The sequence below is a fragment of the Gilliamella sp. BG7 genome (assembly GCF_046635565.1).
Lineage (GTDB): Bacteria > Pseudomonadota > Gammaproteobacteria > Enterobacterales > Orbaceae > Gilliamella > Gilliamella apicola_P.
The window spans coordinates 116,970-143,749 of record NZ_JBIDFB010000002.1 but is presented as its reverse complement, the minus strand read 5'-3'; the positions used below and the strand labels follow the sequence as shown (position 1 = coordinate 143,749).

The window sequence follows — 26,780 nt, the reverse complement described above, 5'->3', positions numbered from 1 at the left end:
AGCGTATAAACATGAAAAGGTGAAGGTAAATTTACTCAACTTCACCTTTTTTATTGTTACTTTCTTAGTAGATCTCCTAAGATATCTGTAGCTTTTGATTTAGACTTTGAATTATCTTTAGAGTCATGAGTTTTTAATTTTTCGCGGAGTTTGTCTAAACGTTCTTGTAATTTATCGGTTAGTGCATCGGTAATTAATTTACTCATATCAATTTGATAATGAAGATTAGCAAATTGACCATAAATACGTAGTGGTATTGTTAGCTTTTGTAGTTTACTAATTGTTTCACTTTTACCGTTCCAGCCACCTAATATTTTTAAGTTTAAATTAACATCTAAATCTTGTTTTAAAAAACCAATTCGCCCTGAGCCATCAACGATATCAAGAGTTTCAGAATTAGCATTTAATGTCGACAATTGCAAATTACCTTCCTTTAAGTTAGCAACAGCTAAAATTTTATGAAATTCAGTATATTTTTTTTGATTCTCAGGAGTCATGATATCCTTTGAATATTGAGTTGCTGCATTTTGAATGATTTTTTGAATATTTAAATTATTTAGCCTTGCATTAGTCACTACCATATTCAAATTTCCTTGCAAGTTGGCTAAGATTTTTGAACCAGATAAGCTGTTGCTTTCTAAATCTCCAGTAGCGTTAAATAAACCCTCTAGATCATGTGCTATATTTAATTGATTAAAAAATGTGTTTAAATCAACATTGGATATTTTGGTATTAAGCTTCATTAGTGTATTTTTTTGTTTACCATTGGCTATACCAGTTGCAGCTATATGTCCGTTAGCAAAATCAAAGTTAATATTTTTAAATATTGTAATACCTTCCTCATTGGCCATATCAATATTAATATTATTTAATGTTATTTCGTTAGCATTAATCTGTTTAATATTTAATTTAGCTTTGGCATTAAAACTATTTAGAAAGTTTAATTCATTATTGGTCTTTGTGACATTCGACACTACTGGTGAAGTTTGTTGAGGACTGGCTTCTTTATTTAAATTTTCACCTGTTTTCAAGAACGAAGTAAGATCGATTTTATCTGAATTTAACTGCAAATTTATATATGGTTTATTTGCTAAATCGGCATTTATTGCGGCAGTAAAATAATTTTCATTAATTGAAAAAGATAAATTTTGACTTTTAAGTAACATTTGCGGGTGTTGGTAGTTAAATATACCGCTAATATTACCTTTTAGCTCTTTTGTTGAATTGTCGACACCTTTATAAATGAAATCTAATTTTTTTAAATCGATTAATGCTTGTTCTGGAAATTGATTTAAATCGACATATGCATGTACCAAATAAGATAGATCTTGTTGATTTTTATCTATATTACCTTTTAAATCGATGGAAATATTTTTCCCACTATTTTGTTCTACCACTAGATTAATATTTCTAAAATTAATTAAATCATCCTTATTTTGTAATACTATAGTGCTATCAGTAACTTCAAATTTATTTAAGCTAAATTTCCAATTAGATGATATTTTTTGATCTTTAGAATCAGTCGGTTTATTTGTAGTCGTATTATATGGTGTTTTTGCACCATTTTTTGCAATATCACCTTTACTTTCATTGGTGATACTGATGATTGCTGATTTTATAAAAACATTTTTAACTGATAATTTTTTTGCGAAAAGAGGTAGTAACTCAACATCCAATCTCATATTATCTGCAGTTAAAAGGGGTTTTGAAGCGCCTGTATCGGTTAGCTTAATTGAATCAGTTAAAATACTCACTTGCGGCCATACATGCCAACGTAAATTTCCATCAATAGTTAATTCATATCCTGTTTTATCTTTAACAGTATCGGAAATAAACCCACGAAAGTTGTTGGGATCAACAAAAACAATCAGTGAAACAATACTAATTGTTATGACTAAAATTAAGGTAAATAGAATAACCAATATTTTTTTGATCATATTAATTTTCCTTCGTTATGGTTATCAATTATTCAATCTTTATCAATACGACTAGCAACGGCACCATATTGATCTTTATATTTTGCATCTAGTCTTCGATTATATGGTCTTGCTGCAGGACCACTTAGCGTTTCAAAACTGAGCGCACCAATTGTCATTCCAGGCCTAAGTGCTAATGGAATTTTCCCTGAATTATAAAATTCTAATACAATTTGTCCTTGCCAGCCGGGGTCGATACGATGAGCTGTAACGTGAACCATTAGGCCTAATCTAGCAAGTGATGAACGACCATCTAACCAGCCAACTAAATCATCAGGAATAGTGACTGATTCTAAGGTTACAGCTAATGCTAATTCGCCAGGATGAAGGTAAAAGGCGTCACCTTCAGGTAATACCATTTCTTCACTCATCACTCGTTCCAATACTGCAGATACTTCTTCTTTTGGACCACTTAAATCTATATAAGGTGTGGTATGTTCTCGAAAAGTACGAAATTGATTACCTAATCTAACATCAACAGTCGCACCATTAATACAGCTTGTTGCAGGTTGTGGTGTTATTTTTAATTTACCATTTTTTAAATATGCTTCGATATCTCTGTCACATAATCTCATGAGTTATCCTTAATTCAGCTTGTAATGGTTTATTCTAACAGGTTCTTTAAATCCCGTCGATGTTAGTAGTTTAAGGTTGTAGTACCCATGCACGCCCATAATGGTTATAGTATCCGGCTAATTTTCCTGCTTTATCTCCAATTCCTAGATAAAGGTCAAAATGTTGACCTTTTATAGCACCACCAACATCAAGTGCAACCATAAGTCGAGTTTCTCGTCTGCCTCGATATTGTCCATCGTCTTCAAGAAGCGGTACATCAACTAATACTACAGATCCTAAAGGAATGACTGATGTATCTGATGCGACTGATGCATTTGCAACCAGAGGTATTTCAGCAGCACCTGTAACCTCTGCATCATATTGTGGATTGAAAAAAACAAATGAGCGATTTTGAATTAGTAAAGCTTTAACTTGATTTTCATGTTTATTTTTCGCCCAATCTTTGATTGCTTGTATAGAAATTTTTTCTTTTTCTATTTCGCCTTGTTCTACTAATAATCTTCCTATACTGGAATAGCCATAATTATTTTTACCTCCATAGCTGAAGAAAACTAAAGGTGAATCATCTTCAAAATCAATATAGGCACTACCTTGTACTTCCATAATAAAATTATCCATTAAGGAATTACTGTATGCAATTTCAAGTCCTCTATCAGAAAGAGCTCCATTGTAAATTTGTTCACGATTTGGCAGTTGTTCTTCGTCACTAATAACTGGCATTTTATAAATAGGGTATTTAAATTCTGCTGTTGGTTGATGCCTTGCTTTGATTATCGGAGTATAGTAGCCTGTCAGATGTACATTGCCATATCCATCTTGACCAACCATTTCGTAACTGTTCAGTCCAACCTTGTAAAATTCATCAACCATTAAAGAACGACTAATCCACTCATTTATTGCTTTATAAATATGTTCATTTTTTTTATATAAAGAAGGGGATGACGATTTAATTTTAGCTATTTGGATAATGTAGTCTGATACATTGACAGGGATATTTAATTGAGGATGATTTATGTTAAGCGGTAAAGATAATTTTCCATCTTTATATTGTTGGCCTTGATTAATTGGTTTATTTGTATTGTATTGGCTATCAGCGAAAATAGATAAAACAAGTAAAATACTTAAAAAATAAAAACGGTAATAACGATCTTTTTCTTTCATCTTGGAAAATAATTATAATAAGTTAAGTAATATAGCTAGTTATGCTACACAATTCTATTATAAGAAACTACAGATAATTATTATGAATCCATAAAAAGTTTTCATAACGATTCAACTTGCGATTTTATTCTATAGACTTTATAGTCCTAGTGTATTAAAAAATCGAGAAATATAGAAAATGAAAAGGAAATAATAGCGATGAGCATTACATCCTCAAAAAATGATCTAAAGCGGAATCTTTCTAATCGCCATATTCAATTAATTGCAATCAGTGGGGCAATTGGGACTGGTTTATTTATGGGTTCAGGAAAGACAATTAGTCTTGCTGGTCCTTCTATTATTTTTGTTTATATGATTATTGGTTTTATCCTTTTTTTTGTTATGCGTGCGATGGGGGAAATCCTTCTTTCTAATTTGAAGTACAAATCTTTTAGTGATTTTGCTAACGATCTTTTAGGCCCTTGGGCTGGATTTTTCACTGGTTGGACATATTGGTTTTGTTGGGTTATTACAGGGATTGCTGACGTTATTGCAATTGCTGGATATGTGCAACATTGGTTTCCTCAACTGCAGTCATGGATACCAATGTTATTAACAGTTGCCTTACTTTTAACACTAAACTTATTAACGGTAAAAATGTTTGGTGAAACAGAATTTTGGTTTTCAATGATTAAGATTATTGCAATTTTAGCATTGATAGGAATTGGGATCGTACTCATTTTGACAGCTTTTCATTCCGAACAAACGGGTACCACAGCTGCATTTTCGAATTTGTGGGAATACGGGGGAGTTTTCCCTCATGGTAGTATGGGTTTTTTTGCTGGATTTCAAATTGCTATTTTTGCTTTTGTTGGGATTGAGTTAGTTGGCACAACTGCAGCAGAAACCGTTGATCCGTGCAAAAATTTGCCTCGTGCAATTAATTCAGTGCCTGCGCGTATCATCTTTTTCTATGTTTTTGCTTTAATCATCATTATGAGTGTAACGCCATGGATGTTTATTTCTCCAAACAAAAGTCCCTTTGTAGAATTATTTACTTTAATTGGCTTACCCGCTGCTGCAAGTATTATTAATTTTGTAGTATTAACCTCAGCAGCATCATCAGCTAATAGTGGTATTTACTCAACAAGTAGGATGCTATTTGGACTTGCCAAAAAACAAGATGCTCCAGAACCGTTTGGTAAATTATCAAGTCGCTCAGTACCAGCTAATGGATTATTATTTTCGTGCACATGTTTATTTGGTGGAGTTGTTTTGATTTATTTAGTGCCTAATGTCATGGAAGCTTTTACTATAGTAACTACAATTTCGGCTATTTTATTTATGTTTATTTGGTCGATGATTCTTATTTCTTATATTGCTTATCGTCGCAAAAAAATAAACTTACATGAACAATCTCAATTTAAAATGCCAGGTGGTATTTTTATGTGCTGCGTTTGTTTGGCTTTTTTTGCTTTCGTGATTGTATTACTTACTTTTGAGGTGGATACCCGTCAGGCATTAGTGGCAACACCTATTTGGTTTGCTATTTTAGGTGTAAGCTATTTTATTCGATCTTTAAAACGCCAATAAATTTATGCTAAAAATGGCAGGAAAACCTGCCAATATTATTCTATAGACTTTATTTTTTTCGGAAGATGATACTAGTAAGAATGCCCAAAGCTAGTATGCCTAAAACGATATAAAGGTTGGTGATTGGATTTATATCAACACCATATCCAAATAAGTGATTACTTGCATTTAAAGCTAATTTCCCAGCAATAAAAAAGAGTAAACAAATAATCGCTTTATCAAGGTGAACTAAATACTGTTTCATGGCTTGTAAAATAAAATACATAGTCCTAAGGCCTAAAATAGCAAAAATCATCGAGCTATAAACGATTAACGGTTCTTGGCTTACAGCGATCACAGCAGGAACCGAATCAAAAGCAAACATAACGTCACTTAGTTCAATTACAACAATACATGAAAACAGCGGTGTAGCATAAAAAATACTTTTAGGTATTTTACCAACTAAATTGCCGTTCTCAGGTTTTGCTAGTTCTATATCAAGTTGTTTTTTGGTCAATAAAATGTGATGACCGACAATTTTAGGGTAAGATGGAAAAATACGTTTGGCGATGCGAAAAGTTAAGTGATTTGAATAATCCTTTATGTCTTGGTTATTATCTTGATTTTTTAGCATTATTATTCCAGTACAAGCAATCAATATTGAAAAAATTAACTCCATCCAAGGACCTAAATATAACAAATTTGTTCCAATTACAACAAATATGGCGCGGAATATAATAGCACCAATAACTCCCCAATAAAGTAAGCCATGACGATAATTATTGGGTACTGAAAACCACGAAAAAATAGCCATAATAACAAACAAATTATCGACAGATAATGCTTTTTCAAGGACATAGCCAGCAATAAATAAGCTGGCTATGGCTGCGCCATGATGAATGTATAAAAATAGTGCAAACCCCAATGCAATAATTATCCAAAAAAGTGACCAAATAATGGCATTTTTTAAACTAATAAGCTTATTGTTATGATGGGCATATAAATCAATAATAATTGCAGCTATGGCTAGCACAACAAATACCAACATGGTTTCTATTGGAAACCCTAATGAACTTTTAATCATATTTATTTCTTCTAGTTTTAATTGATATTAGATAAATTGAATAGTGGGTCTATCAAATTTAACCGTAATTAATACTTATAAAAGTAATAGAGTATATATTGCTAGCAAAATCAAAAAAAGTTATATTTGCAAATCTTATTTAACTGTTTTAGTTTAATAATATTTTGAGCCAATATTTATGACAAAATTTAGGATAATTATTTTCTTTTTTCTTCCTTTTATTTCAGGATTATTAAATGCACAACCAGTCGAGCCCTATATATCTTCTTTATCTAAAGGAAGTGATTTATCCGTTTTGGTTCAATCTGTTGGGAGTAATCCTAAAACATTAGCAAAATATAAAAGTGATCAGTTCAAACAGCCTGCAAGTATTCAAAAAGTGATAACTGCGTTAGCTGCTCAGCTTGAACTAGGGAGCGATTTTCGATTTATAACTCGTATACAAACTAATGGTTCAATAAGTAATAAACAGTTAAATGGTGATCTTATTATTCAATTAAGTGGAGACCCAACTTTAACTCGTGAACGATTAAAAAGTATGATTGCAGCCTTGCAGCAAAAAGGTATTGAAAAAATTTCAGGGAATATAATTTTAGATACTTCAATCTTTACAAGTCATGATAAAGCATCTGGCTGGTCTTGGAATAACTTAACTGCATGTTATAGTGCTCCGCCATCTGCTGCTATTATTGAAGATAACTGTTTTAATGCAATAATAACTCCAGGTAAGGTCGGTTCCAAAGCCTCTGTTTCGGTCTCTTCTAACATTCCTATTATGTTTACAGGTGATGTCAGAACGATTGCAGCTAATAGTAAAGATTTAAATGATAAATATTGTGAATTAGATGTAAGCTATTCAGATAAAAACCATTACCATCTATCAGGATGCATTGCTGTAAGTGCGGATAAAACGCCATTAAAATTTGCAGTAATAGATAGTGTTGAATATTTTTCAAAAATTTTGAAAAATGAGCTTAAACAAAAAGAAATAACGTATACCGGATCATTTATTGAACGTAACCAAAGGACTAATGCTCAGTTGTCATTATTATCCTCTAGTCAATCCGCTCCACTTTCTGAACTGTTAACAATTATGCTTAAAAAATCAAATAATTTATATGCAGATGCTATATTTAGAACTTTAGGCGCTCATTATTATAATGTTCAAGGTACATGGCGTAATGGTGGTGATGCTGTTAAGCAAATTTTACGCAAAAAAGCAGGTATAAATCTAGAAAATTTAGTTATTGCTGATGGTTCTGGATTATCTAGATTAAACTTGGTTAGTGCTGATAAGTTAATGGAAATTCTACAATATATTGCAGCCAATAATACAAAATTAAAAATGATTGAAATGTTACCAATTGCAGGTGTTGACGGTACTTTGCAGAATCGAAAAAGTTTTAATCAAGCACCTTTTAAAGAGACGATAAGAGCCAAAACAGGTTATATCCAAGGTTGCTATAACTTAGCTGGATTTATCCAAAAGTCTGATGGAGGATACGTTGCATTTGTGCAGCTATTATCGGGATACCAAGCTGATAATAAGGGAGAGCCTAAAAATAGTGCGGTCATGCGATTTGAATCGGAATTCTATAAAAATTTTATTAATTAATAAAGTGTAGTCAGGACACATATATTTTATTTTTAGTTATATGAGTCCCGACATTTTTTTGCAAATTAAATATTATCGGCTAAAAAGCCACAACTCTGATGTTTCCAAAGCTGTGCATATAAACCATTCTTGTTCAGTAATTCTTGATGAGTCCCTTGTTCGATGATTTTACCTTGATCAAGTACCACGAGTCTATCCATTGCTGCGATTGTTGATAATCGATGGGCAATAGCAATAACGGTTTTGCCTTCCATTAAAGTGTATAGGCTTTCTTGAATTGCTTGTTCAATTTCAGAGTCCAATGCACTTGTTGCTTCATCTAATAATAAAATAGGGGCATTTTTTAGAATGACGCGAGCAATGGCAATACGTTGCCTTTGTCCTCCAGATAATTTAATACCTCGCTCACCAACAAAAGCGTCGTATCCTTTTTTACCTCTTGTATCAACGAGTGTTTGAATAAAGTTATCAGCATGAGCCCTTTGGGCAGCTTTTATCATATCTTCTTCAGAAGCATTGTTGTTACCGTAAAGTAAGTTTTCTCGTACTGAGCGATGCAATAATGAAGTATCTTGTGTAACCATACCGATTTGTGAGCGTAAGCTTTCTTGATTAACGGCAGTAATATCTTGTCCATCAATAACAATTTTTCCACTTTGTAAATCGTAAAAACGAAGTAATAAATTAATAAGCGTTGATTTTCCAGCTCCAGAACGACCAACCAAACCAATCTTTTCACCAGGTTTGATTGTTAAATTTAAATCTTCAATAATTGAATTGTGTTGTTTTTTATCATAAGTAAAATGGATGTGTTTAAATTCGATTTTACCTTGCGTAACACGAAGTGATGTTGCATTAGGTTGATCAATAACTGTTTTAGTGGCTGAAAAAGTGTTAATTCCATCTTTAACTATACCAATATTTTCAAACAAGGCTGCCAATTCCCACATAATCCAATGTGAAAAACCGTTTAATCGAAGCGCTACAGCGGTTGTTGTTGCAATTGCACCAACACCAATTAATTGATTGCTCCATAGCCATAAGGCAATACCTGTTGTGCTTAGTATCAACAAAATAGACATTAAATGGTTAACAATTTCAAAGCTACTGACTAAGCGCATTTGTTTATTGACAGTGACTAAAAATTCATCCATTGATTCTTTAGCATATTTTGCTTCATTGCCAGCATGTGAAAAAAGTTTTACGGTTATGATATTGGTATAGGCATCGGTTACTCTTCCTGTCATCGTAGAACGAGCATCAGCTTGCATGCTAGCAACTTTACTTAGACGAGGAATAAAATAATACATGGCAATACCATAAATTAGACACCAGCTCATAAATGGGATTAATAACCAAAGATCTAATTGTCCGATGATTGTTGCCATAGTAATAAACGATATAAAGACATAGATAAAAATCTCCGTCACTAAAAAGCAAGTATCACGAACTGCAAGCGCTGTTTGCATGACTTTGGCTGATATTCTACCGGCAAATTCATCTTGGAAAAAACGCATGCTTTGATTGAGTACCAATCGATGAAGGTTCCAGCGCATTCGCATTGGGAAATTGCCGGCTAAGCATTGATGTTTAATAATAGTTTGTAATCCAATAATAATTGTACTTGCTATGATGATTAAAGCTAATATTACTAATGTTGTTTTTTCTTGTTGCCAAAATTTGCTAGGTTCAACAGCTGCAAGCCAATCAATAACTCTACCAAGAGCTGCGTATAAAAAAGCTTCAAAAGCGCCAGCGAATGCACTAAGAATAATTAATAATAGTAGAAATAAGCGAGTTCCTTTAGTTGATTGCCATATGAAATTAAAAAAATTTTTAGGCATACATTGAGATTCAGCTTTTGGATAAGGTGATACTAATTTTTCAAAAAATCGATACATATTCGGCCTGATAAATAATAAAGTTTTCTATTGATAATATAATTAATGATATAAAAAGAGGGTAGTGCAAATAGATGTAAATTATCTATGCATTAATTTGTCACATGAAATTTTAGATATATATCTAAAATTGTTACGATATTATACATATTAAAAAAATGAAGAGGAAATAAAAATGTTTAATATTTCCTCTATTTATGATTATATTTTGAAAGCTGACATATAGCCATTACTGGTCTTAAAATATATCTTTAATAATAAGTACAACTCGCCCAACAATATGATATTTCTGAAAGTCTGCTTTAGGTACTTCAATAGTAGGATATTGGTTATTATTGCAGATTAACAACCATCCATTGAGAGTTAAACGAATCTTTCTCAAAAAGGTAATATCTTCATATTCAATTAGGTAAATTGCGCCATCAATAATCTCATTTATTTCTGTATTAAGAATTAATCCATTATTATTTTTGATTTCTGGCGACATTAAATCACCTTTAGCCCAGTATATAATTAATTTTTTAGCATCCAAACCTCGATGCTTAACCCAACCTTCAATAATAGGATAATTCATTACCGGAGGCGTTTCCCTAACAAAACGCTCTTTTTGCGCTTCTTCTTTTGTTGGTAACTGTTTTTTATATACGGGGATACGATAAATATTTTCGTTATACACTTCTTCGCTGTCTTTAGGGTCTAATACTTCTAATTTATGTCCAGTAGCAAGCCAGTTAAAAGAAACATTACATTTTTCAGCAATGACTTCTAAACGTGTAAGTGATGGATATGTTTTACCTGATAAATAATCTCGGATTACTGTTTCTGACATATCACATTTTTTAGCGAAGGCTGATACAGATAAACCTTGCATTGAGCTATATAGTCTATCTTTAAAAGTCTTAATATTATTATTTTTAATTGTATTCATTTTTGATCCATTATTTCTTGCATAAGTTTATTAATTATAATGCATTTTTTTATGTTTTTGTATAGGTTAATGACGTGGAAATTCATTAAATTATTTTTATTTCCTTGTTTATTCGTTTTTTTGATTGTATATTTTTGTTTTTATCTTGTTTTTCTTTTTTTTTATGAATAAATGATGGGTTTTTTTGATAAATCATTGTTTTTGTTTTTCTGTTTAGTTGTTCGTGTTTTTCTTTGAAAATCTTTTTTTTTGTGATAAAAAATACTTTTCTATAGAATATTTGATATTTATCAAATGTTTTTTAGGTGTGTGATTTTGTATAATTATATGTTTTTATTTAATTTGTATTTTTTTTGTATAATAATCAAATAAGCTTAAAAACAAATAAAAACGTTGACGAAAGCGAAAAAAAATGGATAATAAGCAGGGTAAGGATTTTTCATTGTTTTCTTTCCTTATATTCCTTATATTTCATGTTGGCCTGTATAGTTTTATACAGGTCTTTTTTTATCCTTGAACTATTCATGAAATTCCTTCACAAAAAGAGTATAATCAGCATCCGTAAAATCTGTTTTAAAGCTTATCTTAACCGAGCGTTATATTTGTTGAGAGGATTTAATTATGTCTTTTAGTATTCCACACCTTTTAGTGTTTCTTGCCGTGGTAATTTTATTATTTGGCACTAAGAAATTACGCAATTTAGGTTCAGACCTTGGTTTAGCATTAAAGGGCTTTAAAAAAGCGATGAATGATGACGAAGTTGAATCAAAAAGTGATAATAAGTTAGATGATAATAAATAGTTGCACTTATTTAGTATGAATTTACAATTTGATGTAGTAATTGTTGGTGGTGGATTAATTGGTTTAGCCACTGCTTGTGCACTTAGCCAATGTGATTTAAACATTGCGATTATAGATACTAAAATTTGTCAGCATGAATTCTTGCCACATGCTGAAATGTGTATTAGAGCTTCTGCTATTAATGGCGCTAGCCAGCGCTACTTTTCAAAAATTGGTATATGGGATGATTTATGCAATAGCAACCGTGTACAGGAATTTACTGAGATAGGTGTATGGGAAAAAAATGGTCAAGCTCATTTGTCTGCCCAAGCCAAAGATTACGGTTATTCTAATCTTGGATACATAATTGAAAATAATGTCATTTCTCATTATCTTTACCAGTTTGCCTTAAACTGTTCGAATATTAAAATTTATAGCCATGAAGCAGTTGATTGTACATTTAATGATGATTTTGTCTTTTTGACACTTGCAAATAAAGCTGTTTTACAAGCTAAATTAATGATAGGGGCTGATGGTGCTCATTCTTGGGTGCGTAGGAGTGAAAATATTTCTGTTCTTGAGCGTGATTATCTTCATCATGCTGTGATTACAACTGTTCAAACTGAATATCCTCATCAATCCTGTGCTAGACAAGTGTTTTACCCCAATGGAATTATTGCTTTTCTTCCTCTTTGGAATGTAAATAAAAGTTGTTTAGTTTGGTCGACAAAACCAGATAATGCGTCAACTTTAACTTCACTTTCTGAATCAGAATTTTCGAACGAATTATTTCGGTTGACTGGTGATAAAGTCGGTAAATGCCAGTTAATTAACCCTAGAATGGTATTCCCATTAAAAGCGCGATTTGCTAAACAATTTATTAAGCATCGGTTAGTACTTATTGGCGATGCTGCTCATACTATTCACCCTTTAGCAGGACAAGGGGTAAATTTAGGTTTTCAAGATTCTGCTTTATTAGTTTCAACCATTAAACAATTAATCGAAACTAATAAAGATATTGGGCTTGTAAAAAATTTAAAATCATTTGAGTTTAATCGTCGCAAAGATGCGTTAGTTATGCTCACGGCCATGCAAACTATTCAAGATATGTTTAATGGTGATAATTTGTTGAAAAAGACGTTAAGAACAATTGGTATGAATGTTATTGATAATAGTCAGCTATTAAAAAAGCAACTGATTAAATATGCTATGCATATTTAATTTAAACTTATATCTAGTTATTATTGTGTCTGTCAAAAACTTTCAGGTAAGTATGTGTTTCAGTATAAAAATCAATTATGATACTTAATAAATTAAGAATCTATTCCAGAAATAACAATCCAACCATAAAATAAGTAAACTGAACTAAAGCCGTATGATCTAATGTGCTTAGCAAATTATAGTTAAACAAGAATAATAATGATGCACTAAAAAGTGCACCAATATTGATAATAAATCGTGATTAAATTGTTTGTTTTAATAAGTTATAAACAGGGGTAGCAAGACCTATTTTTGCGTTGTTAGATTTTAGTTTATACCAATAGCCACTATGTTCATTAAAACCTTTTGTATACTTGGTAATGACACAATAAATAGGAAAGATATCTAAGTGAAAATGACTAAATGTGTGGCGAAATGCAACAAGTTGCTTTGGTGCTGTTGTTTCGATACCTTGTTTTTTTAACCAGTCAGTTATTGCTTGTTTACTTGAAAATTGAGGAAAACAATACAATCCTCCCCAAATACCAGACGGAGGCCTTTTTTCAAGCCAAATTGTATGATCATATTCCAGCATTAAAAAATAGGCTGTTTTTTTGGGAATGGCTTTTTTAGTTTTTTTTGTGGGATAGAGTTGCCAGCTTTCGGTTTTATATGCTAGACAATGGGTTTGCAATGGGCATAAGGAGCATTTAGGTTTAGTGCGTGTGCAAACCATAGCCCCAATATCCATCATAGCTTGATTAAATTTTGCTACCTTATGTTTCGGTGTGACTTGTGCACTTAATTGCCAAAGTTTATTTTCGACAGTTTTAATACCAGGCCAACCTTCAACAGCAAAATATCGGGTTAAAACACGTTTTACGTTGCCATCTAAAATTGGATAATGTTGATTTTGTGCAAGAGATAAAATTGCACCAGCTGTTGAGCGTCCTATGCCTGGAAGTGCGACGACATCATCGAACTTTGTAGGGAACATGCCATTAAATTTATCCACAATTAATTGCGCTGCTTTATGTAAATTACGTGCTCTTGCATAATAACCAAGTCCTGTCCAAAGATGCAATACATCATCAATTGGCGCTTTTGCTAAATCTGTTATTTGTGGGAAGTGCTCAATAAAACGGTTAAAGTAAGGAATAACCGTTGCAACTTGGGTTTGCTGTAGCATCACTTCAGACAACCAAACATGATAAGAGCTTTTTTCGACCTGCCATGGTAGCGATTTTCTGCCATATTGTTCATACCACGTCAGGACAGCTTGCGAAAAGTATTGTATTGTCATAGCCATTACATTGCAGCAACAATAGAATCACTAGGATAGCACCCTAGTACCTTAGTATATAAAGTCATTGATGCCAATTCTTTGAGAGCTGTTTGCATTTCATAAGAATGAATGTTACCTTGCAAATCGATATAAAACATCTCTTCCCAAGGCGTACCATGAATTGGTCGTGATTCAAGTTTAGTCATAACAATGTTATGGTTACGTAATACCGATAGCGCATCAACTAAAGCACCTGCTTGCTGACCTGTTTTCATGAGAATTGTGGTTTTAGCTGGGATTTGAGCAGATACTTCTATTGGCTGACGAGCTAACACAATAAAACGAGTAATGTTTTCTTTTTGATTAGCAAAATTATGTTCAAGGACTTGTAGCCCATATAATTCACCACCATCTTTATTACCCATAGCTGCAACATTAGGTTGATTCAATTTAGCTACAGTTTCCATTGCTGATGAAGTACTATCGCAGTATATGATTTTCCAATGAGGATAGTTCTCTAAGAAATTACTACATTGCTGGAATGGTTGTGGATGGCTATAAATAGTATCGATTTGCTCTAGCTGTGAATTTTGTATAGCAAGAACACAATGATCAATAGGTAAAGAGAGCTCGCCAATAATATGTAGATTAGTTTTTTGCAATAAATCATAAACTTCATTAATTGAGCCAGAACTTGAATTTTCTATTGGTAAAATACCATAATCTACGGCACTATTTTCGACTTGTTCAAAAATCTCTTTAAAGGTTGAACAGCTTAATTCAATCATTTCATCTAAGTGAGTGCTAGCATAGCGGCGAGCAGCAGAATGCGAATAAGATCCTTTGGGGCCTAAAAAGGCAACTTTGGCTGTGGTGATTGTGCTGAGATTAAGCTTTTCTTGCAAGATTTTTTGTTGTAATAGTACAGAATCTTCAATAATTAATTGATATAAGCGTTTAATGAAAATATCATCGAGATGATAGTCTTTGCCTTCATTGATTAAGGTTCTGATAAGTGAACGCTCACGATCAATATCACGCACAGGAATGTTTGCTTCAATTTTCGTATGAATTACTTGTGTTGAAAGTTGACGCCTCTGGGCAATAAGCTCTAACAATTTTTTATCTAATTTATTAATTTTATTTCGCAAAGATAATAAAGGATTTGTAGCCATTTTTTATTAGTTATTTAAAAAAGATAGCTTGTATTATAACAAGCAAAAAAATAAAGGCACCATCAAAGTGCCTTTTTATTCAATCAAGAAAATTGACGAATTAAATTTCTTCTTCTAATACTGCGTCTTTTATGCTGTTAACCGCACGCCGAGATTCATTCTTGTGTTGTAGTTTATTAAGTTGTTTTTCAAGCTTATCAATAAGGTCATTTATTGCAGCATACATATCAATATGTTTGGCAGAGGCAACTAATGAAGTTCCTTTGGTGGCAATTGTTGCATCAACAATAAATCCATCTGGTTCTTTCGATAAAATAAAATGAGGGTTGATTAACAGTGCTCTCCATTTATCTAACTTCGAAAATTTATCTTCTAGATAGCTACGAATAGCAGGAGTAACATCCATTTGTTTACTGGTAATACTTAAAGTCATAATTGACCTCCTCATTTTTTATCAACAAAGTTAATTTTAATGTTGTTATTACATTGGCAAATTATTTTAGTCTCGTCAATAAGATCTTTGCTTTTGTCTAATTTTTATTAATTTAATTTTGAAATAAATTCCATTGACTAAATATTGCATAACATGTGGACGGGATGAAACTGATTTTACCATGGTTTTAATATATACTGTATTAATAATTATTTAGTTTATCCTATGTTATAGGTAATTTTCAATAATGAGGACAATGTGAGTTATTTAGATAATGTGAAGATTGTTTTGGTTGAAACATCTCATACAGGCAATATGGGCTCTGCTGCGAGAGCAATGAAAACCATGGGATTAACTAACCTTTGTTTAGTTAATCCGATCATCAAGCCTGATTCTCAATCGATTTCGTTAGCTGCAGGTGCCAGTGATATTATAAAAAATGCACAAATCTTTTCTTCACTTGAACAAGCCATTGCTGATTGTACTTTAGTGATTGGTACTAGTGCGCGTTCTCGTAGTTTACAGTGGCCATATTTAACTCCCAAAAAGTGTGGCGATAAGATTATTCAAGAAGCCTCAAATCTCCATACTCAAGTCGCTTTGGTATTTGGGCGTGAGCGTGTTGGTTTAACTAATGAAGAATTGCAAAAGTGCCATTATCATGTTGGAATTCCAGCTAACCCTAGTTATAGTTCTTTAAATCTTGCCATGTCGGTACAGGTTTTGTGTTATGAAATTCGCATGTCAATGCTCAATCTTGAAGATCAGCAATCTGAAAAGGAAAATGAGAATATGGCTGAAACTGAGTTTCCTATAGATGCTGATATAGAGCGATTTTACCAGCATTTAGAACAAACTTTGTTACAGACAGGGTTTATTAATGCCAATCATCCAGGACAAATTATGGGGCGTTTGCGTCGATTATTTACACGTGCACGTATTGAACAACAGGAACTAAATATTTTGCGTGGCATTTTAACTTCGATTAATAAAATTTTACATTGATGTCAAATAGAAACACCCACAGATTTGTGGGTGCTATTTTAAGGTTGATACTGTTTAATGTAGTATCTTATCTATTAATCAAAATATCAATTCTAAGTATGTTAGCTTTTAGCTTTTTTGCGCCATGTTGTGCCGTTTGCACTATCTTCAAGAACAATATTCATTGCATTTAGTTTGTCACGAGCTTCATCGGCCTGAGACCAATTTTTGCTTGCTCTTGCTTCGTTACGTTGTTTTATTAATGCTTCGACTAATGCTACATCAACATCATCTTGCTTATCACCTTGTAAAAATTTAACAGGATCTTGCTCTAATAATCCAAGTACTGCTGATAAATAACGTAACTCAGCTGCTAATTCATTAGCAAGTTGCATATTATTATCGGCTTTGGCTTTGTTTATTTCACGAGCCAAGTCAAAAAGCGTTGAATAAGCTTCTGGTGTATTAAAGTCATCATCCATGGCGTTACAAAACTGGCGATAATAATTACTGTCAGGTGTCGTATATAGATGATTCGCATCAGTATCACGCAAGGCTGTATATAGTCGCTCAAGTGCCATTCTTGCTTGTTTTAAATTATCTTCACTATAATTTAACTGACTACGATAATGACCAGATAGTAAGAAATAACGTACTGTTTCAGCATCATAATGCTTTAATACATCGCGAATAGTGAAAAAATTATTGAGTGATTTTGACATTTTTTCTTGGTCGATCATTACCATACCAGAGTGCATCCAGTAATTTACATATTGACCGTTATGCGCACAAGTTGATTGGGCAATTTCGTTTTCATGATGCGGAAACATTAAATCTGAACCACCACCGTGAATATCAAAGTGATTGCCTAATTGATAGCTGTTCATTGCTGAACATTCAATGTGCCAACCAGGGCGACCTTTACCCCATGGTGAATCCCAACTTGGTTCGTTAGGTTTTGACATTTTCCATAATACAAAATCCATTGGATTTTGTTTAACATCAACAACTTCAACTCGAGCACCAGCTTGTAATTGTTCTAAATTTTGGCGAGATAAAATACCGTAATTCGGATCGCTGTCTACCGAAAACATGACATCACCATTATTGGCAATATATGCATGTTTTTTTTCGAGAAGCTCTTCAACTAATTTGATGATTTGTGACATATGATGAGTTGCACGAGGCTCTATATCAGGCCGACGAATATTTAGTGCATCAAAATCGGTATACATTTCTTGTAGCATTCTATCTGTAAGTTGATCACAGGTTTCACCATTTTCGAACGCACGTCTAATTATTTTGTCATCAACATCAGTAATATTACGAACATAAGTTAAATCGTAACCTAAAAAACGTAAATAACGTGCGACAACATCGAAAGCAACGAAAGTACGTCCGTGACCAATATGACAAAGATCGTAAATTGTCACTCCACAAACATAGAGTCCAACTTTATTAGGGGTAATTGGTTGAAATATTTCTTTTTCGCGTGTTAATGTATTGAATATTTTTAACATTATAATCTACAGGGTAAAATTGATGGATTTTGTTAGATAATATAACAAAATTCTGGATATGACGAAATTACTTATTAAGAACTTTGTAAGCAAAATTGAGAAAATGCATATACCAATATAACTGAATTAAATTTGTTGAGTTTGTATAGATGTTTTTAAGGTTGATGATGAGAAATATGATTTACTATAAATACAAACCTTAATCTTATTTAAATTGGCGGTTTACCCGCCAATTTAAATTAAAATAACTTATTGTTTTAAATGGCGATAGATATAAATGAGTATAATCGACCCAAGTACTGAAATTAACAAACTAGGGAAATTAAATCCAGTTACACTACCCCAGCCAAAGAAGGTGCTAATATACCCACCCACCACGGCTCCTGCTACGCCTAATAAAATAGTTTTGATCACCCCTACACTTCCTAGAGGCATAAAAAACTTAGCAATCCAGCCGGCAATTAATCCTAGAATAACCCAACTTATAATACCCATGATAATTTCCTTTTTTTATTGAAATTATGCATAGTTTACTCAAATAAATTAAAAAATCTAACAGATGTTAGTGTTCAATGTAATAGCTTTAATCGATTAATTAATAGTCAACGAATGATTTCAAAATGTACTAATAGATAATGATAATAGGGGCTGTTGATCTTTGCTGTACATAAATTACTCAACAATACATTGGCAGCCACATTAACATAAATGCCAGTGATACCATACTGGCATAATTCCTTTCTAACTTATCGTATCTAGTTGATATTGAACGATATTGCTTGATTCCAGCAAAGGCATTCTCGACTAAATGACGATAGCGATAAAGGCACCTATCCATACTGCTTTTATCTATATCCTTACCATAATTACGTTTAGCAATCACCGTTCGTCCGCCTTTTTGACGAACAAAGCACCGAAAAAGCTCGCTGTCATAACCTTTATCGGCTATTACTGTATTGACTTCATCGAGCTTTTCAACTAGGTTTTCTGCATAAGTGATATCATGTCGTTGTCCTTCAGAAAGCTCAAAACAAATAGGCAAACCACCACTATCAACCGCAAGATGAATTTTAGTTGAATTACCACCACAGCTCTGACCTATTAGCTCACAATGCTCCGTTGCAGCGCCTGTACTATGTTGATGAGCCCTGATAATCGAGCCATTTAGGAACACCCATTCAAAATCCGCTAGTTGTGATAAATGTTTGAAAATATCAACTAATATTCCTTTTTTAGACCACAAATTAAATCGTCTATAGACGGTGCTCCATTCACCAAACTCTTCTGGCAAATCTCGCCAAGGAATACCGGTTCTCATTCGGAAAAGGCTCACTTCAAACGTCATCCGATGCTCGGATTTATTATAAACTCGGCCGGTATTTTTCATTATTTGTAGTAGCTTTTCCCACCGTTTATCTGTTAGCATTGTTCTTGGCATGATGAATCGAGTTATGGTTGTTTTTTGCAGAATTATTATAACTCACATCATTCCGTCTAAAAAATAATCACGAAAGATCAACACGCCCTATTAATTTTTAATTAAAGGTAAAGTATTTTGTGGTGTTTCTAACTCAGAATATATACTTGATGAATATAGGAAGATAACTAAACATAATTAAAAGGGAGGTTTAATCTCCCTTAATATATTATTGTTCGAAAATTGTTTTATGTAGAATTTTGATAATTGATTCGGCATCATTGCTTTTTGCTAATAAGCAAAGATTGTGTGTACTTGCCCCATAACAGCAAAGCCTAATAATAAATTCGTCTAATACCCCAAACACTTCTTTTGCAATACCTCTGGTTGAGGTTAGGTTATTACCAATAATAGCAATGAGTGCTAAATCTTCTTCTATATCAACATGACAAACGGTTGATAATTCATCAAATAATTCTTTCGTTAATAAACTGTTTCCGTTGGTGTTTGTACCTGTAGTGTCGATGGTTAGTGCAATACTTACTTCTGATGTAGTTACTAAATCAACCGAAATGTTATACTTGGCTAATATCGTAAACACATTTGCAAGAAAGCCTTGTGCATGTAGCATATTTAAACTGGTTAGTGTTAGTAAGGTTTGTTTACGACGTAACGCCAATGCTCTGAAGACAGGTAATTTAGATGTGATACTATTAGTGCTATAAACAATAGTTCCCCCATCTTGCGGTGCTTTACTTGAACCAACAAAGACAGGAATATTGCTACGTACAGCTGGGACTAGCGTTGCTGGGTGTAGTACTTTTGCTCCAAACGTTGCCATTTCGGCCGCCTCCGCAAAAGATATTTCATCAATGCGTTTAGCTGCTGGAGTAATGCGAGGGTCGTTAGTATAAATTCCAGCAACATCAGTCCAAATATCAATTTGAGTTGCACCCAATGCTTCACCTAGTAAAGCTGCTGTATAGTCACTTCCGCCTCGTCCTAAAGTAGTGGTTTTTCCAGAACTTTCACTGCCAATAAACCCTTGTGTTACAATGACACAACTATTGTCTAGTGACTTTAAATGGGCACAACAAAGCTGTTTAATATCTTCAATTTTAGGTATTGCTTTACCGAAGTTATTATTGGTGCGCATAACTTTTCGTACGTCAAACCACATGGCTTTTTTCTGTTTTTCTTTTAGTATTTCGACAAACAGTTTTGAAGACATAATTTCACCGTGACTAACAAGCTCATCGGTTAACGCAGGTGATGTTGCTAAGCTTGCCGCTTCTGACAATGAGGCTATATTGGCAATGATTTGGTCTATTTCAGCACGTAGTTTTGGATTTTCAGGTAATTGTTCTAGAATGTTGTATTGGATAGATTGAATTTTCGCAATATGTTGAGATCTTACTTCAGCGTCACGTCCTTCTGCTAATGCAACTAACAAATTTGTTACGCCAGCGGAGGCTGATAATACAACAACCTTTACGTTAGGGTTAGCTATTACAATATTGGCACTATTAACCATTGCTGGATAATCGGCAACACTAGTACCACCAAATTTAGCTATTACAAATGATGTTTCCATGGATTCCTCATATTAAAAATTTTTATTTTTAACAGAGTTAGAGCGGGCATGTTCTATTTACAATTAAAAAAGTACAAACCATGAAGCGCTCCACCTGTTAAGGTGACAACCCAAGGGATTCAGCCCTTGCAGTCGATTTAATTACTTCTGGATGGGTAATCAAACCTCGGCATTACGTCCCCTCGATCATTTATTAGTGGTTCCAGTCCTTAAAATGACTTACCTGAGTAATGCACCTCTTCGTTTTGCAACTTCTGTTACGAAATCAGCACTATATAGGATTAACGATTTTATTAATTGTGTCAATAGGTTAAAAGTTAAAAATTATTTAGTTGTAATATAGAAAAAATGGAAAGATCTATAGCTCTCGTTCAAACAATTCAATAATGGTTTGATATAATTTTTTTACTGTACATTCTTTAGTTGGTGTACTAAAGATTGTATCATCACCAGCAATTGAACCTAAAATACCTTCCGATTTACCAATTGAGTCTAGTAATCGAGCAATGAGTTGAGCTGCGCCTGGGCTAGTATGTATCACCACCATTGAACTATTGAAATCAATATCAATCACTAAATTTTTTAATGGGCTACTAGTTGTTGGTACGCTTATTTCTGCAGGTAAACAATAGACCGTTTCGGATTTTGCATTTCTGGTTCTTACCGCACCAAATTTGGTTAGCATACGTGAAACTTTTGATTGATTAATGTTATCAAATCCTTGTTCTTGTAACGCTTGTACGATTTCTACTTGTGAACTAAACTTCTCTTGACGAAGCATCTCTTTAAATTTTTTTGTGAGATTAGCTTGTTTCATAATGTTCCTTGGCTTCTAATTTGTTACTCTTTACTACTAATAAATGTCGTTATAAGACTCATAATAAAGTCTAATTGATAATTAAATCAAAATAACTACGACCAATTTTAATGTATCAGTAGCAATTATTATATACATAATTATGCGTTAAATATGCATAAAATTAAAGTGTTGATTTAATAGCATCCTTCGGTCTATAAGATTTCACTATTTGGTCATAGGTTTCAATATAAGGTCCTTCTAGTAGTTGTATACAATAAGGGATACTAGCAAATATCCCACTCACAATAACATTACCTTGATCATCTTTAACACCCTCAAGTGTTTCTTTAATTGATTTTGGTCTACCAGGTAGGTTGATGATTAGACATTTTTTGCGAATAACACCGACTTGCCTAGATAAAATAGCAGTTGGTACAAAATGTAAACTGATCTGACGCATCTGTTCGCCATAACCTGGCATTACACGATCAGCGATTGCTAATGTTGCATCTGGGGTTACATCTCTAGTCGCAGGGCCTGTGCCGCCAGTAGTTAAAATTAAATGGCAATGTTGACTATCAACAAGTTCACATAATGTTTGTTCAATAACAACTTGTTCATCTGGAATAATATGGTTTTCGGTTGTAAATGGTGTTTTCAGTGCTGTTTGCAACCATGATATTAATGATGGTATACCTTCATCTTGATAAATGCCACTTGATGCTCTATCTGATACTGAAACTAATCCAATCTTAAACATGATACTTATTCCTTAAGCAATAACTTAGACGCAGATTGATAATTAAAGATACGTTATTAGTATTTAATTAATAATATGTGTTTTATTTTAGAAATTATAATTTATATATATTGATATAAATAAAACTAAAAAGCTCTTTACAATGATTGATTATATTGTCGGTTCATTAAACATGATATCATATTATTAAAATAACAATTGATTCACTTAGGATATATTCATGCCATCAATTCCTGCACTTGAGTTAATCTCACTCAAAAAAATTTATAAAAACGGTGTAGAAGCATTAAAAGGTATCGATTTAACTGTACAAGCTGGCGATTTTTATGCTTTGCTAGGACCAAATGGTGCTGGTAAATCAACAACTATAGGTATTATTAGTTCATTAGTGACTAAAACTTGTGGGCAAGTAAAAATCTTTGGTTACGACTTAGATACCGATATTGTAAATGCTAAAAAACAATTAGGAATTGTACCGCAAGAATTCAATTTTAACCAATTTGAAGAAGTGTTACAAATAGTTACTAATCAAGGTGGTTATTATGGATTGCCCCGAAAAATCGCATTAGAGCGAGCCGAAAAATATTTGCGAGTTTTAGATTTGTGGGATAAACGCCATAGTCGAGCTAACCTGCTATCAGGTGGAATGAAAAGGCGATTAATGATAGCCAGAGCTCTCGTGCATGAACCTAAATTATTAATTCTTGATGAGCCGACTGCAGGCGTTGATATTGAATTACGCCGTTCTATGTGGGATTTTTTACGTGAAATCAATCGTCAAGGTATCACAATTATTTTAACTACACATTATTTAGAAGAGGCAGAAATGCTCTGTAGAAATATTGGTATTATTCAGAGCGGTAAATTGATAGCAAACTCATCAATGCGTGAGCTATTGGCGAAAAGCCAATCTGAAACAATTGTTATTGATTATGTGGCAACGCCTAAGCCGATTGAGTTAAATGGCTATAATTATTTCGATGTTGAGCCTGGGATGTTGGAAGTGAAAGTAGATAAACAAAATGGATTAAATCAATTATTTGAACAATTAAATAAACAAAATATTAAAGTTATCAGCGTACGAAATAAAGCGAATCGATTAGAAGAGTTATTTGTTGAGCTGTTGCATAGTGATACTAAACAAAAAGGTGGCATTAATGAATAATTTATATTGGATTGCCTTAAAAAGTATTTGGCGTAAAGAAGTGACCCGATTTTTAAGAATTTGGATTCAAACCTTAATTCCACCTGTTATTACCATGTCTCTTTATTTTATTATCTTTGGTAATTTAATTGGCTCTCGTGTTGGCGACATGGGCGGTTTTAGCTATATGGAATTTATTGTTCCAGGATTAATAATGATGTCAGTAATTACTAATTCCTATACCAATGTTTGTTCATCCTTTTTTAGTGCTAAATTTCAACGTAACATTGAAGAAATATTGGTGGCGCCTGTGTCAACAAATATTCTTATTCTAGGATATGTTGGTGGTGGTGTGATGCGCGGTATTTTAACGGGTATTTTGGTTACTATTGTATCGCTATTCTTTGTTCGCTTCGATGTACATTCTTGGTTGTTTGTTATTTTTACATTGCTATTGACCTCGATTTTATTTTCATTAGCTGGTCTACTCAATGCAGTATTTGCCAAGACGTTTGATGATATAAGCATTATTCCAACATTTGTGTTAACACCATTAACTTATCTAGGTGGTGTTTTTTATTCAATTACAATGCTACCAACTTTTTGGCAATGGGTATCGAAAATTAATCCCATTGTTTATATGATTAATGGTTTTCGTTATGGATTTTTGGGAGTGTCAGATGTGCCATTATGGATCACATTTTCAATGCTTATTTTATTTGTAACTGTACTTTATGTAATTACATGGCGACTGATTGATAGTGGACTAGGATTGAGAAGTTAATTAAAGCTAGGAAATAATAATTAACCGCCGATATTGTATCGGCGGAATAATAATTAGCTACTGTGCACCAGCAACAGCTTCCTTAGCCATCTCAGTGATTTTAGTAAAATCACCTTTTGCTATGGCATCCGTTGGAATAAACCAAGTTCCACCAACACATAGTACATTATTAAGTGCCAAATAATCACGGTAGTTTTTAGAATTCACACCGCCTGTAGGGCAAAACTTCATGTATCCACAAGGGCCAGAAAATGCCTTTAATGCAGCAACTCCGCCATTGATTTCAGCTGGGAAGAATTTTAATGCCGTTAAACCATATTCTTGGGCTTTTAATAATTCAGAAATAGTTGCAATACCAGGAATAACAGGGATAGGGCCTGCAACTGCAGCTTCTAAAATAGCATCGGTAATTCCTGGTGTAATAACAAACTCTACACCAGCTTCTGTAACCTGTTTTAGTTGTTCAACACTAGTTACTGTTCCTGCTCCTACAATTGCTTCAGGAACTTCTTTGATGATTTTCTTAATTGCTTCAATCGCACAAGCTGTTCTTAACGTTACTTCTAGTACCTTCACTCCACCAGCAATGAGAGCTTTTGCTAGTGGTACAGCATCCTCAATTCGTTCAATAACGATAACCGGAACCACTGGTCCCATAGTTAAAATTTCTTCAGCACTTCGTTTCCATTTTTTCATTTGTTTCTACCCACACCTTATTGATACTTAAATAAAGCAATAATCCCTAATAAATAGGGATTATTTTGTTATTCATAAATACCTAATTTCTTTTCTAAATAATGAATATTTGTGCCACCTTTTTGGAAACCACTGTCGTTCATAATTTCAATATGAAGATCAATATTGGTTTTGATCCCATCAATAACTAGTTCTGCTAATGCATTTTTCATACGTGCTATAGCGACTTCACGTGTTTCACCATAAGCAATTAATTTACCAATCATTGAGTCATAGTAAGGTGGGACACTGTAACCAGCATAAATATGCGATTCCCAACGAATGCCAAAGCCACCTGGAGCATGGAAGCGAGTGATTTTTCCTGGTGATGGCATAAAAGATTTGGGATCTTCAGCATTAATTCTACATTCAATCGCATGACCTTTAATTTCAATATCACTTTGTTTAATTGAAAGCGGTTTGCCGGCTGCAATTAAAATTTGTTCCCTAATTAGATCAACTCCAGTTATCATTTCAGTAACAGGATGTTCTACTTGAATACGGGTATTCATTTCAATGAAATAAAATTCACCATTTTCAAATAAAAATTCGAATGTGCCTGCACCTCGGTAGCCAATCTCGATACATGCATTAACGCAACGCTCACCGATGAATTTACGCATTTTAGGTGTAATACCAACAGCAGGAGCTTCTTCAACAACTTTCTGATGTCGTCTTTGCATTGAGCAGTCTCGTTCACCTAAATAAACTGCATTTCCTTGACCATCAGAAAGTACTTGGATTTCAATATGACGAGGATTTTCAAGGAATTTTTCCATGTAAACCATATCATTGTTGAAAGCAGTTTTGGCTTCTAACTTAGTCATTTTAATTGATTGTTCAAGATCTTTTTCTTCACGAACAATACGCATACCACGACCGCCACCGCCGCCAGAAGCTTTAATGATAACAGGATAGCCAATTTGCTTGGCAATTTGTTTATTAATTTCAATATCGCTACTTAGAGGACCATCTGAACCAGGTACACAAGGAACACCTGCTTTTTTCATGGCGTGAATTGCTGATACTTTATCACCCATAAGGCGAATAGTATCTGGTTTAGGACCAACAAAAATAAATCCAGATCGCTCAACTTGTTCAGCAAAATCTGCATTTTCAGATAAGAAACCATAACCAGGATGAATTGCAGCTGCTCCGGTTACTTCCGCAGCTGAAATTAATGCAGGAACGTTAAGGTAACTTTTTACTGATGCTGCTGGACCAATACAGACGGTTTCGTCTGCAAGTAATACATGTTTTAAGTCTTTATCTGCCGTAGAATGAACGGCGACAGTTTTTATTCCAAGTTCTTTACATGCTCGTAAGATACGTAGAGCTATTTCTCCACGATTCGCAATAAGAATTTTATCAAGCATAT

At 33.3% G+C, this 26,780-nt stretch carries 24 protein-coding genes and 1 riboswitch; of the genes, 7 read left to right on the top strand and 17 right to left on the bottom strand.

Annotated features, from left to right (window positions below; all coding sequences use genetic code 11):
• Positions 1-56: 56 nt before the first annotated feature.
• The 3 genes from asmA to mltA form a co-directional block, all read right to left on the bottom strand.
• Positions 57-1,937, bottom strand: coding sequence for an outer membrane assembly protein AsmA (gene asmA / locus ACGH49_RS02120; RefSeq protein WP_296208022.1), 1,881 nt, complete (start codon positions 1,935-1,937; stop codon positions 57-59).
• Between the two features lie 32 nt (positions 1,938-1,969).
• Positions 1,970-2,551, bottom strand: a complete 582-nt coding sequence (dcd, locus tag ACGH49_RS02115; protein ID WP_296208020.1) for a dCTP deaminase — start codon at positions 2,549-2,551, stop codon at positions 1,970-1,972.
• Positions 2,552-2,621: 70 nt separating this feature from the next.
• Complete coding sequence (mltA, locus tag ACGH49_RS02110) at positions 2,622-3,713, bottom strand: murein transglycosylase A (RefSeq protein ID WP_296208018.1); 1,092 nt, start codon at positions 3,711-3,713, stop codon at positions 2,622-2,624.
• A gap of 171 nt (positions 3,714-3,884) precedes the next feature.
• Between mltA and cycA the strand changes: the two genes are divergently transcribed.
• Entirely contained in the window at positions 3,885-5,285 is a 1,401-nt protein-coding gene (gene cycA / locus ACGH49_RS02105) for a D-serine/D-alanine/glycine transporter (RefSeq protein WP_411588174.1), read from the top strand.
• A 49-nt stretch (positions 5,286-5,334) separates the two neighbouring features.
• Here cycA and ACGH49_RS02100 read toward each other — a convergent pair whose 3' ends face one another.
• Positions 5,335-6,348 carry a TerC/Alx family metal homeostasis membrane protein gene (locus ACGH49_RS02100; protein ID WP_411588058.1) on the bottom strand — a complete coding sequence of 338 codons (1,014 nt, stop codon included), beginning with the start codon at positions 6,346-6,348 and terminating at the stop codon, positions 5,335-5,337.
• Positions 6,349-6,526: 178 nt separating this feature from the next.
• Here ACGH49_RS02100 and dacB point away from each other — a divergent pair, with 178 nt between their 5' ends.
• Positions 6,527-7,963, top strand: coding sequence for a serine-type D-Ala-D-Ala carboxypeptidase (gene dacB / locus ACGH49_RS02095; protein WP_411588057.1), 1,437 nt, complete (start codon positions 6,527-6,529; stop codon positions 7,961-7,963).
• Between the two features lie 65 nt (positions 7,964-8,028).
• Here the strand turns inward: dacB and ACGH49_RS02090 are convergent, their stop codons facing one another.
• Positions 8,029-9,864: an ABC transporter ATP-binding protein gene (locus tag ACGH49_RS02090; RefSeq protein WP_411588056.1), complete on the bottom strand. Its 1,836-nt coding sequence runs from the start codon at positions 9,862-9,864 to the stop codon at positions 8,029-8,031.
• A gap of 238 nt (positions 9,865-10,102) precedes the next feature.
• The gene (locus tag ACGH49_RS02085) at positions 10,103-10,792 is read right to left on the bottom strand and encodes a helix-turn-helix transcriptional regulator (RefSeq protein WP_296208013.1); all 690 of its coding nucleotides are present in this window, start codon (positions 10,790-10,792) and stop codon (positions 10,103-10,105) included.
• Positions 10,793-11,413: 621 nt separating this feature from the next.
• Here ACGH49_RS02085 and ACGH49_RS02080 point away from each other — a divergent pair.
• Together ACGH49_RS02080 and ACGH49_RS02075 are read left to right on the top strand one after the other, a co-directional pair.
• Positions 11,414-11,593: a Sec-independent protein translocase subunit TatA gene (locus tag ACGH49_RS02080; RefSeq protein ID WP_034909727.1), complete on the top strand. Its 180-nt coding sequence runs from the start codon at positions 11,414-11,416 to the stop codon at positions 11,591-11,593.
• A gap of 15 nt (positions 11,594-11,608) precedes the next feature.
• On the top strand, positions 11,609-12,793 hold the full coding sequence (locus tag ACGH49_RS02075; protein WP_411588055.1) for an FAD-dependent monooxygenase: 1,185 nt from the start codon (positions 11,609-11,611) through the stop codon (positions 12,791-12,793).
• 241 nt (positions 12,794-13,034) lie between these two features.
• Here the strand turns inward: ACGH49_RS02075 and mutY are convergent, their stop codons facing one another.
• From mutY to raiA, 3 genes are all read right to left on the bottom strand, one after another.
• The gene (mutY, locus tag ACGH49_RS02070; protein WP_296317630.1) at positions 13,035-14,075 is read right to left on the bottom strand and encodes an A/G-specific adenine glycosylase; all 1,041 of its coding nucleotides are present in this window, start codon (positions 14,073-14,075) and stop codon (positions 13,035-13,037) included.
• A gap of 5 nt (positions 14,076-14,080) precedes the next feature.
• A complete protein-coding gene (pheA, locus tag ACGH49_RS02065) occupies positions 14,081-15,232 on the bottom strand; it encodes a bifunctional chorismate mutase/prephenate dehydratase (RefSeq protein ID WP_411588054.1) in 1,152 nt (383 codons plus the stop codon).
• A 100-nt stretch (positions 15,233-15,332) separates the two neighbouring features.
• Positions 15,333-15,665 (bottom strand): ribosome-associated translation inhibitor RaiA, encoded by a 333-nt coding sequence (gene raiA / locus ACGH49_RS02060; RefSeq protein WP_065636277.1) that lies wholly within the window; start codon positions 15,663-15,665, stop codon positions 15,333-15,335.
• A gap of 315 nt (positions 15,666-15,980) precedes the next feature.
• On the opposite strand from raiA, the gene trmJ reads away from it, so the two are divergent.
• Positions 15,981-16,670, top strand: a complete 690-nt coding sequence (gene trmJ / locus ACGH49_RS02055; RefSeq protein ID WP_051634114.1) for a tRNA (cytosine(32)/uridine(32)-2'-O)-methyltransferase TrmJ — start codon at positions 15,981-15,983, stop codon at positions 16,668-16,670.
• Positions 16,671-16,771: 101 nt separating this feature from the next.
• Here trmJ and cysS read toward each other — a convergent pair whose 3' ends face one another.
• The 6 genes from cysS to mog all read right to left on the bottom strand — a co-directional run bounded on the left by cysS (position 16,772) and on the right by mog (position 22,739).
• Entirely contained in the window at positions 16,772-18,169 is a 1,398-nt protein-coding gene (gene cysS, locus ACGH49_RS02050; protein ID WP_411588053.1) for a cysteine--tRNA ligase, read from the bottom strand.
• A gap of 249 nt (positions 18,170-18,418) precedes the next feature.
• Positions 18,419-18,664, bottom strand: coding sequence for a GlsB/YeaQ/YmgE family stress response membrane protein (locus ACGH49_RS02045; protein WP_065608145.1), 246 nt, complete (start codon positions 18,662-18,664; stop codon positions 18,419-18,421).
• A 181-nt stretch (positions 18,665-18,845) separates the two neighbouring features.
• Complete coding sequence (locus ACGH49_RS02040) at positions 18,846-19,607, bottom strand: IS5 family transposase (RefSeq protein WP_411588052.1); 762 nt, start codon at positions 19,605-19,607, stop codon at positions 18,846-18,848.
• Positions 19,608-19,815: 208 nt separating this feature from the next.
• Positions 19,816-21,180, bottom strand: coding sequence for a lysine-sensitive aspartokinase 3 (lysC, locus tag ACGH49_RS02035; protein WP_065608144.1), 1,365 nt, complete (start codon positions 21,178-21,180; stop codon positions 19,816-19,818).
• Between the two features lie 75 nt (positions 21,181-21,255).
• Positions 21,256-21,429: riboswitch (Lysine riboswitch) on the bottom strand.
• 109 nt (positions 21,430-21,538) lie between these two features.
• The gene (argR, locus tag ACGH49_RS02030; protein ID WP_411588051.1) at positions 21,539-21,997 is read right to left on the bottom strand and encodes a transcriptional regulator ArgR; all 459 of its coding nucleotides are present in this window, start codon (positions 21,995-21,997) and stop codon (positions 21,539-21,541) included.
• Positions 21,998-22,160: 163 nt separating this feature from the next.
• Positions 22,161-22,739, bottom strand: a complete 579-nt coding sequence (mog, locus tag ACGH49_RS02025) for a molybdopterin adenylyltransferase (protein ID WP_065589534.1) — start codon at positions 22,737-22,739, stop codon at positions 22,161-22,163.
• A 220-nt stretch (positions 22,740-22,959) separates the two neighbouring features.
• Here mog and ACGH49_RS02020 point away from each other — a divergent pair, with 220 nt between their 5' ends.
• A complete protein-coding gene (locus ACGH49_RS02020) occupies positions 22,960-23,904 on the top strand; it encodes an ABC transporter ATP-binding protein (RefSeq protein ID WP_411588050.1) in 945 nt (314 codons plus the stop codon).
• Positions 23,897-24,667 carry an ABC transporter permease gene (locus ACGH49_RS02015; protein WP_065560630.1) on the top strand — a complete coding sequence of 257 codons (771 nt, stop codon included), beginning with the start codon at positions 23,897-23,899 and terminating at the stop codon, positions 24,665-24,667. Before ACGH49_RS02020 ends, ACGH49_RS02015 begins: the two co-directional genes overlap by 8 nt.
• A gap of 57 nt (positions 24,668-24,724) precedes the next feature.
• Here the strand turns inward: ACGH49_RS02015 and ACGH49_RS02010 are convergent, their stop codons facing one another.
• Together ACGH49_RS02010 and accC are read right to left on the bottom strand one after the other, a co-directional pair.
• Positions 24,725-25,363, bottom strand: coding sequence for a bifunctional 4-hydroxy-2-oxoglutarate aldolase/2-dehydro-3-deoxy-phosphogluconate aldolase (locus ACGH49_RS02010; protein WP_065560631.1), 639 nt, complete (start codon positions 25,361-25,363; stop codon positions 24,725-24,727).
• A gap of 68 nt (positions 25,364-25,431) precedes the next feature.
• Positions 25,432-26,778 (bottom strand): acetyl-CoA carboxylase biotin carboxylase subunit, encoded by a 1,347-nt coding sequence (accC, locus tag ACGH49_RS02005; RefSeq protein WP_065560632.1) that lies wholly within the window; start codon positions 26,776-26,778, stop codon positions 25,432-25,434.
• Positions 26,779-26,780 lie beyond the last annotated feature (2 nt).

Excerpts from the sequence above, each read along its gene's own strand:
- asmA (WP_296208022.1), bottom strand. The coding sequence starts at position 1,937 with ATGATCAAAAAAATATTGGTTATTCTATTTACCTTAATTTTAGTCATA.
- dcd (WP_296208020.1), bottom strand. The coding sequence starts at position 2,551 with ATGAGATTATGTGACAGAGATATCGAAGCATATTTAAAAAATGGTAAA.
- mltA (WP_296208018.1), bottom strand. The coding sequence starts at position 3,713 with ATGAAAGAAAAAGATCGTTATTACCGTTTTTATTTTTTAAGTATTTTA.
- ACGH49_RS02100 (WP_411588058.1), bottom strand. The coding sequence starts at position 6,348 with ATGATTAAAAGTTCATTAGGGTTTCCAATAGAAACCATGTTGGTATTT.
- dacB (WP_411588057.1), top strand. The coding sequence starts at position 6,527 with ATGACAAAATTTAGGATAATTATTTTCTTTTTTCTTCCTTTTATTTCA.
- ACGH49_RS02090 (WP_411588056.1), bottom strand. The coding sequence starts at position 9,864 with ATGTATCGATTTTTTGAAAAATTAGTATCACCTTATCCAAAAGCTGAA.
- ACGH49_RS02085 (WP_296208013.1), bottom strand. The coding sequence starts at position 10,792 with ATGAATACAATTAAAAATAATAATATTAAGACTTTTAAAGATAGACTA.
- ACGH49_RS02080 (WP_034909727.1), top strand. The coding sequence starts at position 11,414 with ATGTCTTTTAGTATTCCACACCTTTTAGTGTTTCTTGCCGTGGTAATT.
- ACGH49_RS02075 (WP_411588055.1), top strand. The coding sequence starts at position 11,609 with ATGAATTTACAATTTGATGTAGTAATTGTTGGTGGTGGATTAATTGGT.
- mutY (WP_296317630.1), bottom strand. The coding sequence starts at position 14,075 with ATGACAATACAATACTTTTCGCAAGCTGTCCTGACGTGGTATGAACAA.
- pheA (WP_411588054.1), bottom strand. The coding sequence starts at position 15,232 with ATGGCTACAAATCCTTTATTATCTTTGCGAAATAAAATTAATAAATTA.
- raiA (WP_065636277.1), bottom strand. The coding sequence starts at position 15,665 with ATGACTTTAAGTATTACCAGTAAACAAATGGATGTTACTCCTGCTATT.
- trmJ (WP_051634114.1), top strand. The coding sequence starts at position 15,981 with ATGGGCTCTGCTGCGAGAGCAATGAAAACCATGGGATTAACTAACCTT.
- cysS (WP_411588053.1), bottom strand. The coding sequence starts at position 18,169 with ATGTTAAAAATATTCAATACATTAACACGCGAAAAAGAAATATTTCAA.
- ACGH49_RS02045 (WP_065608145.1), bottom strand. The coding sequence starts at position 18,664 with ATGGGTATTATAAGTTGGGTTATTCTAGGATTAATTGCCGGCTGGATT.
- ACGH49_RS02040 (WP_411588052.1), bottom strand. The coding sequence starts at position 19,607 with ATGCCAAGAACAATGCTAACAGATAAACGGTGGGAAAAGCTACTACAA.
- lysC (WP_065608144.1), bottom strand. The coding sequence starts at position 21,180 with ATGGAAACATCATTTGTAATAGCTAAATTTGGTGGTACTAGTGTTGCC.
- argR (WP_411588051.1), bottom strand. The coding sequence starts at position 21,997 with ATGAAACAAGCTAATCTCACAAAAAAATTTAAAGAGATGCTTCGTCAA.
- mog (WP_065589534.1), bottom strand. The coding sequence starts at position 22,739 with ATGTTTAAGATTGGATTAGTTTCAGTATCAGATAGAGCATCAAGTGGC.
- ACGH49_RS02020 (WP_411588050.1), top strand. The coding sequence starts at position 22,960 with ATGCCATCAATTCCTGCACTTGAGTTAATCTCACTCAAAAAAATTTAT.
- ACGH49_RS02015 (WP_065560630.1), top strand. The coding sequence starts at position 23,897 with ATGAATAATTTATATTGGATTGCCTTAAAAAGTATTTGGCGTAAAGAA.
- ACGH49_RS02010 (WP_065560631.1), bottom strand. The coding sequence starts at position 25,363 with ATGAAAAAATGGAAACGAAGTGCTGAAGAAATTTTAACTATGGGACCA.
- accC (WP_065560632.1), bottom strand. The coding sequence starts at position 26,778 with ATGCTTGATAAAATTCTTATTGCGAATCGTGGAGAAATAGCTCTACGT.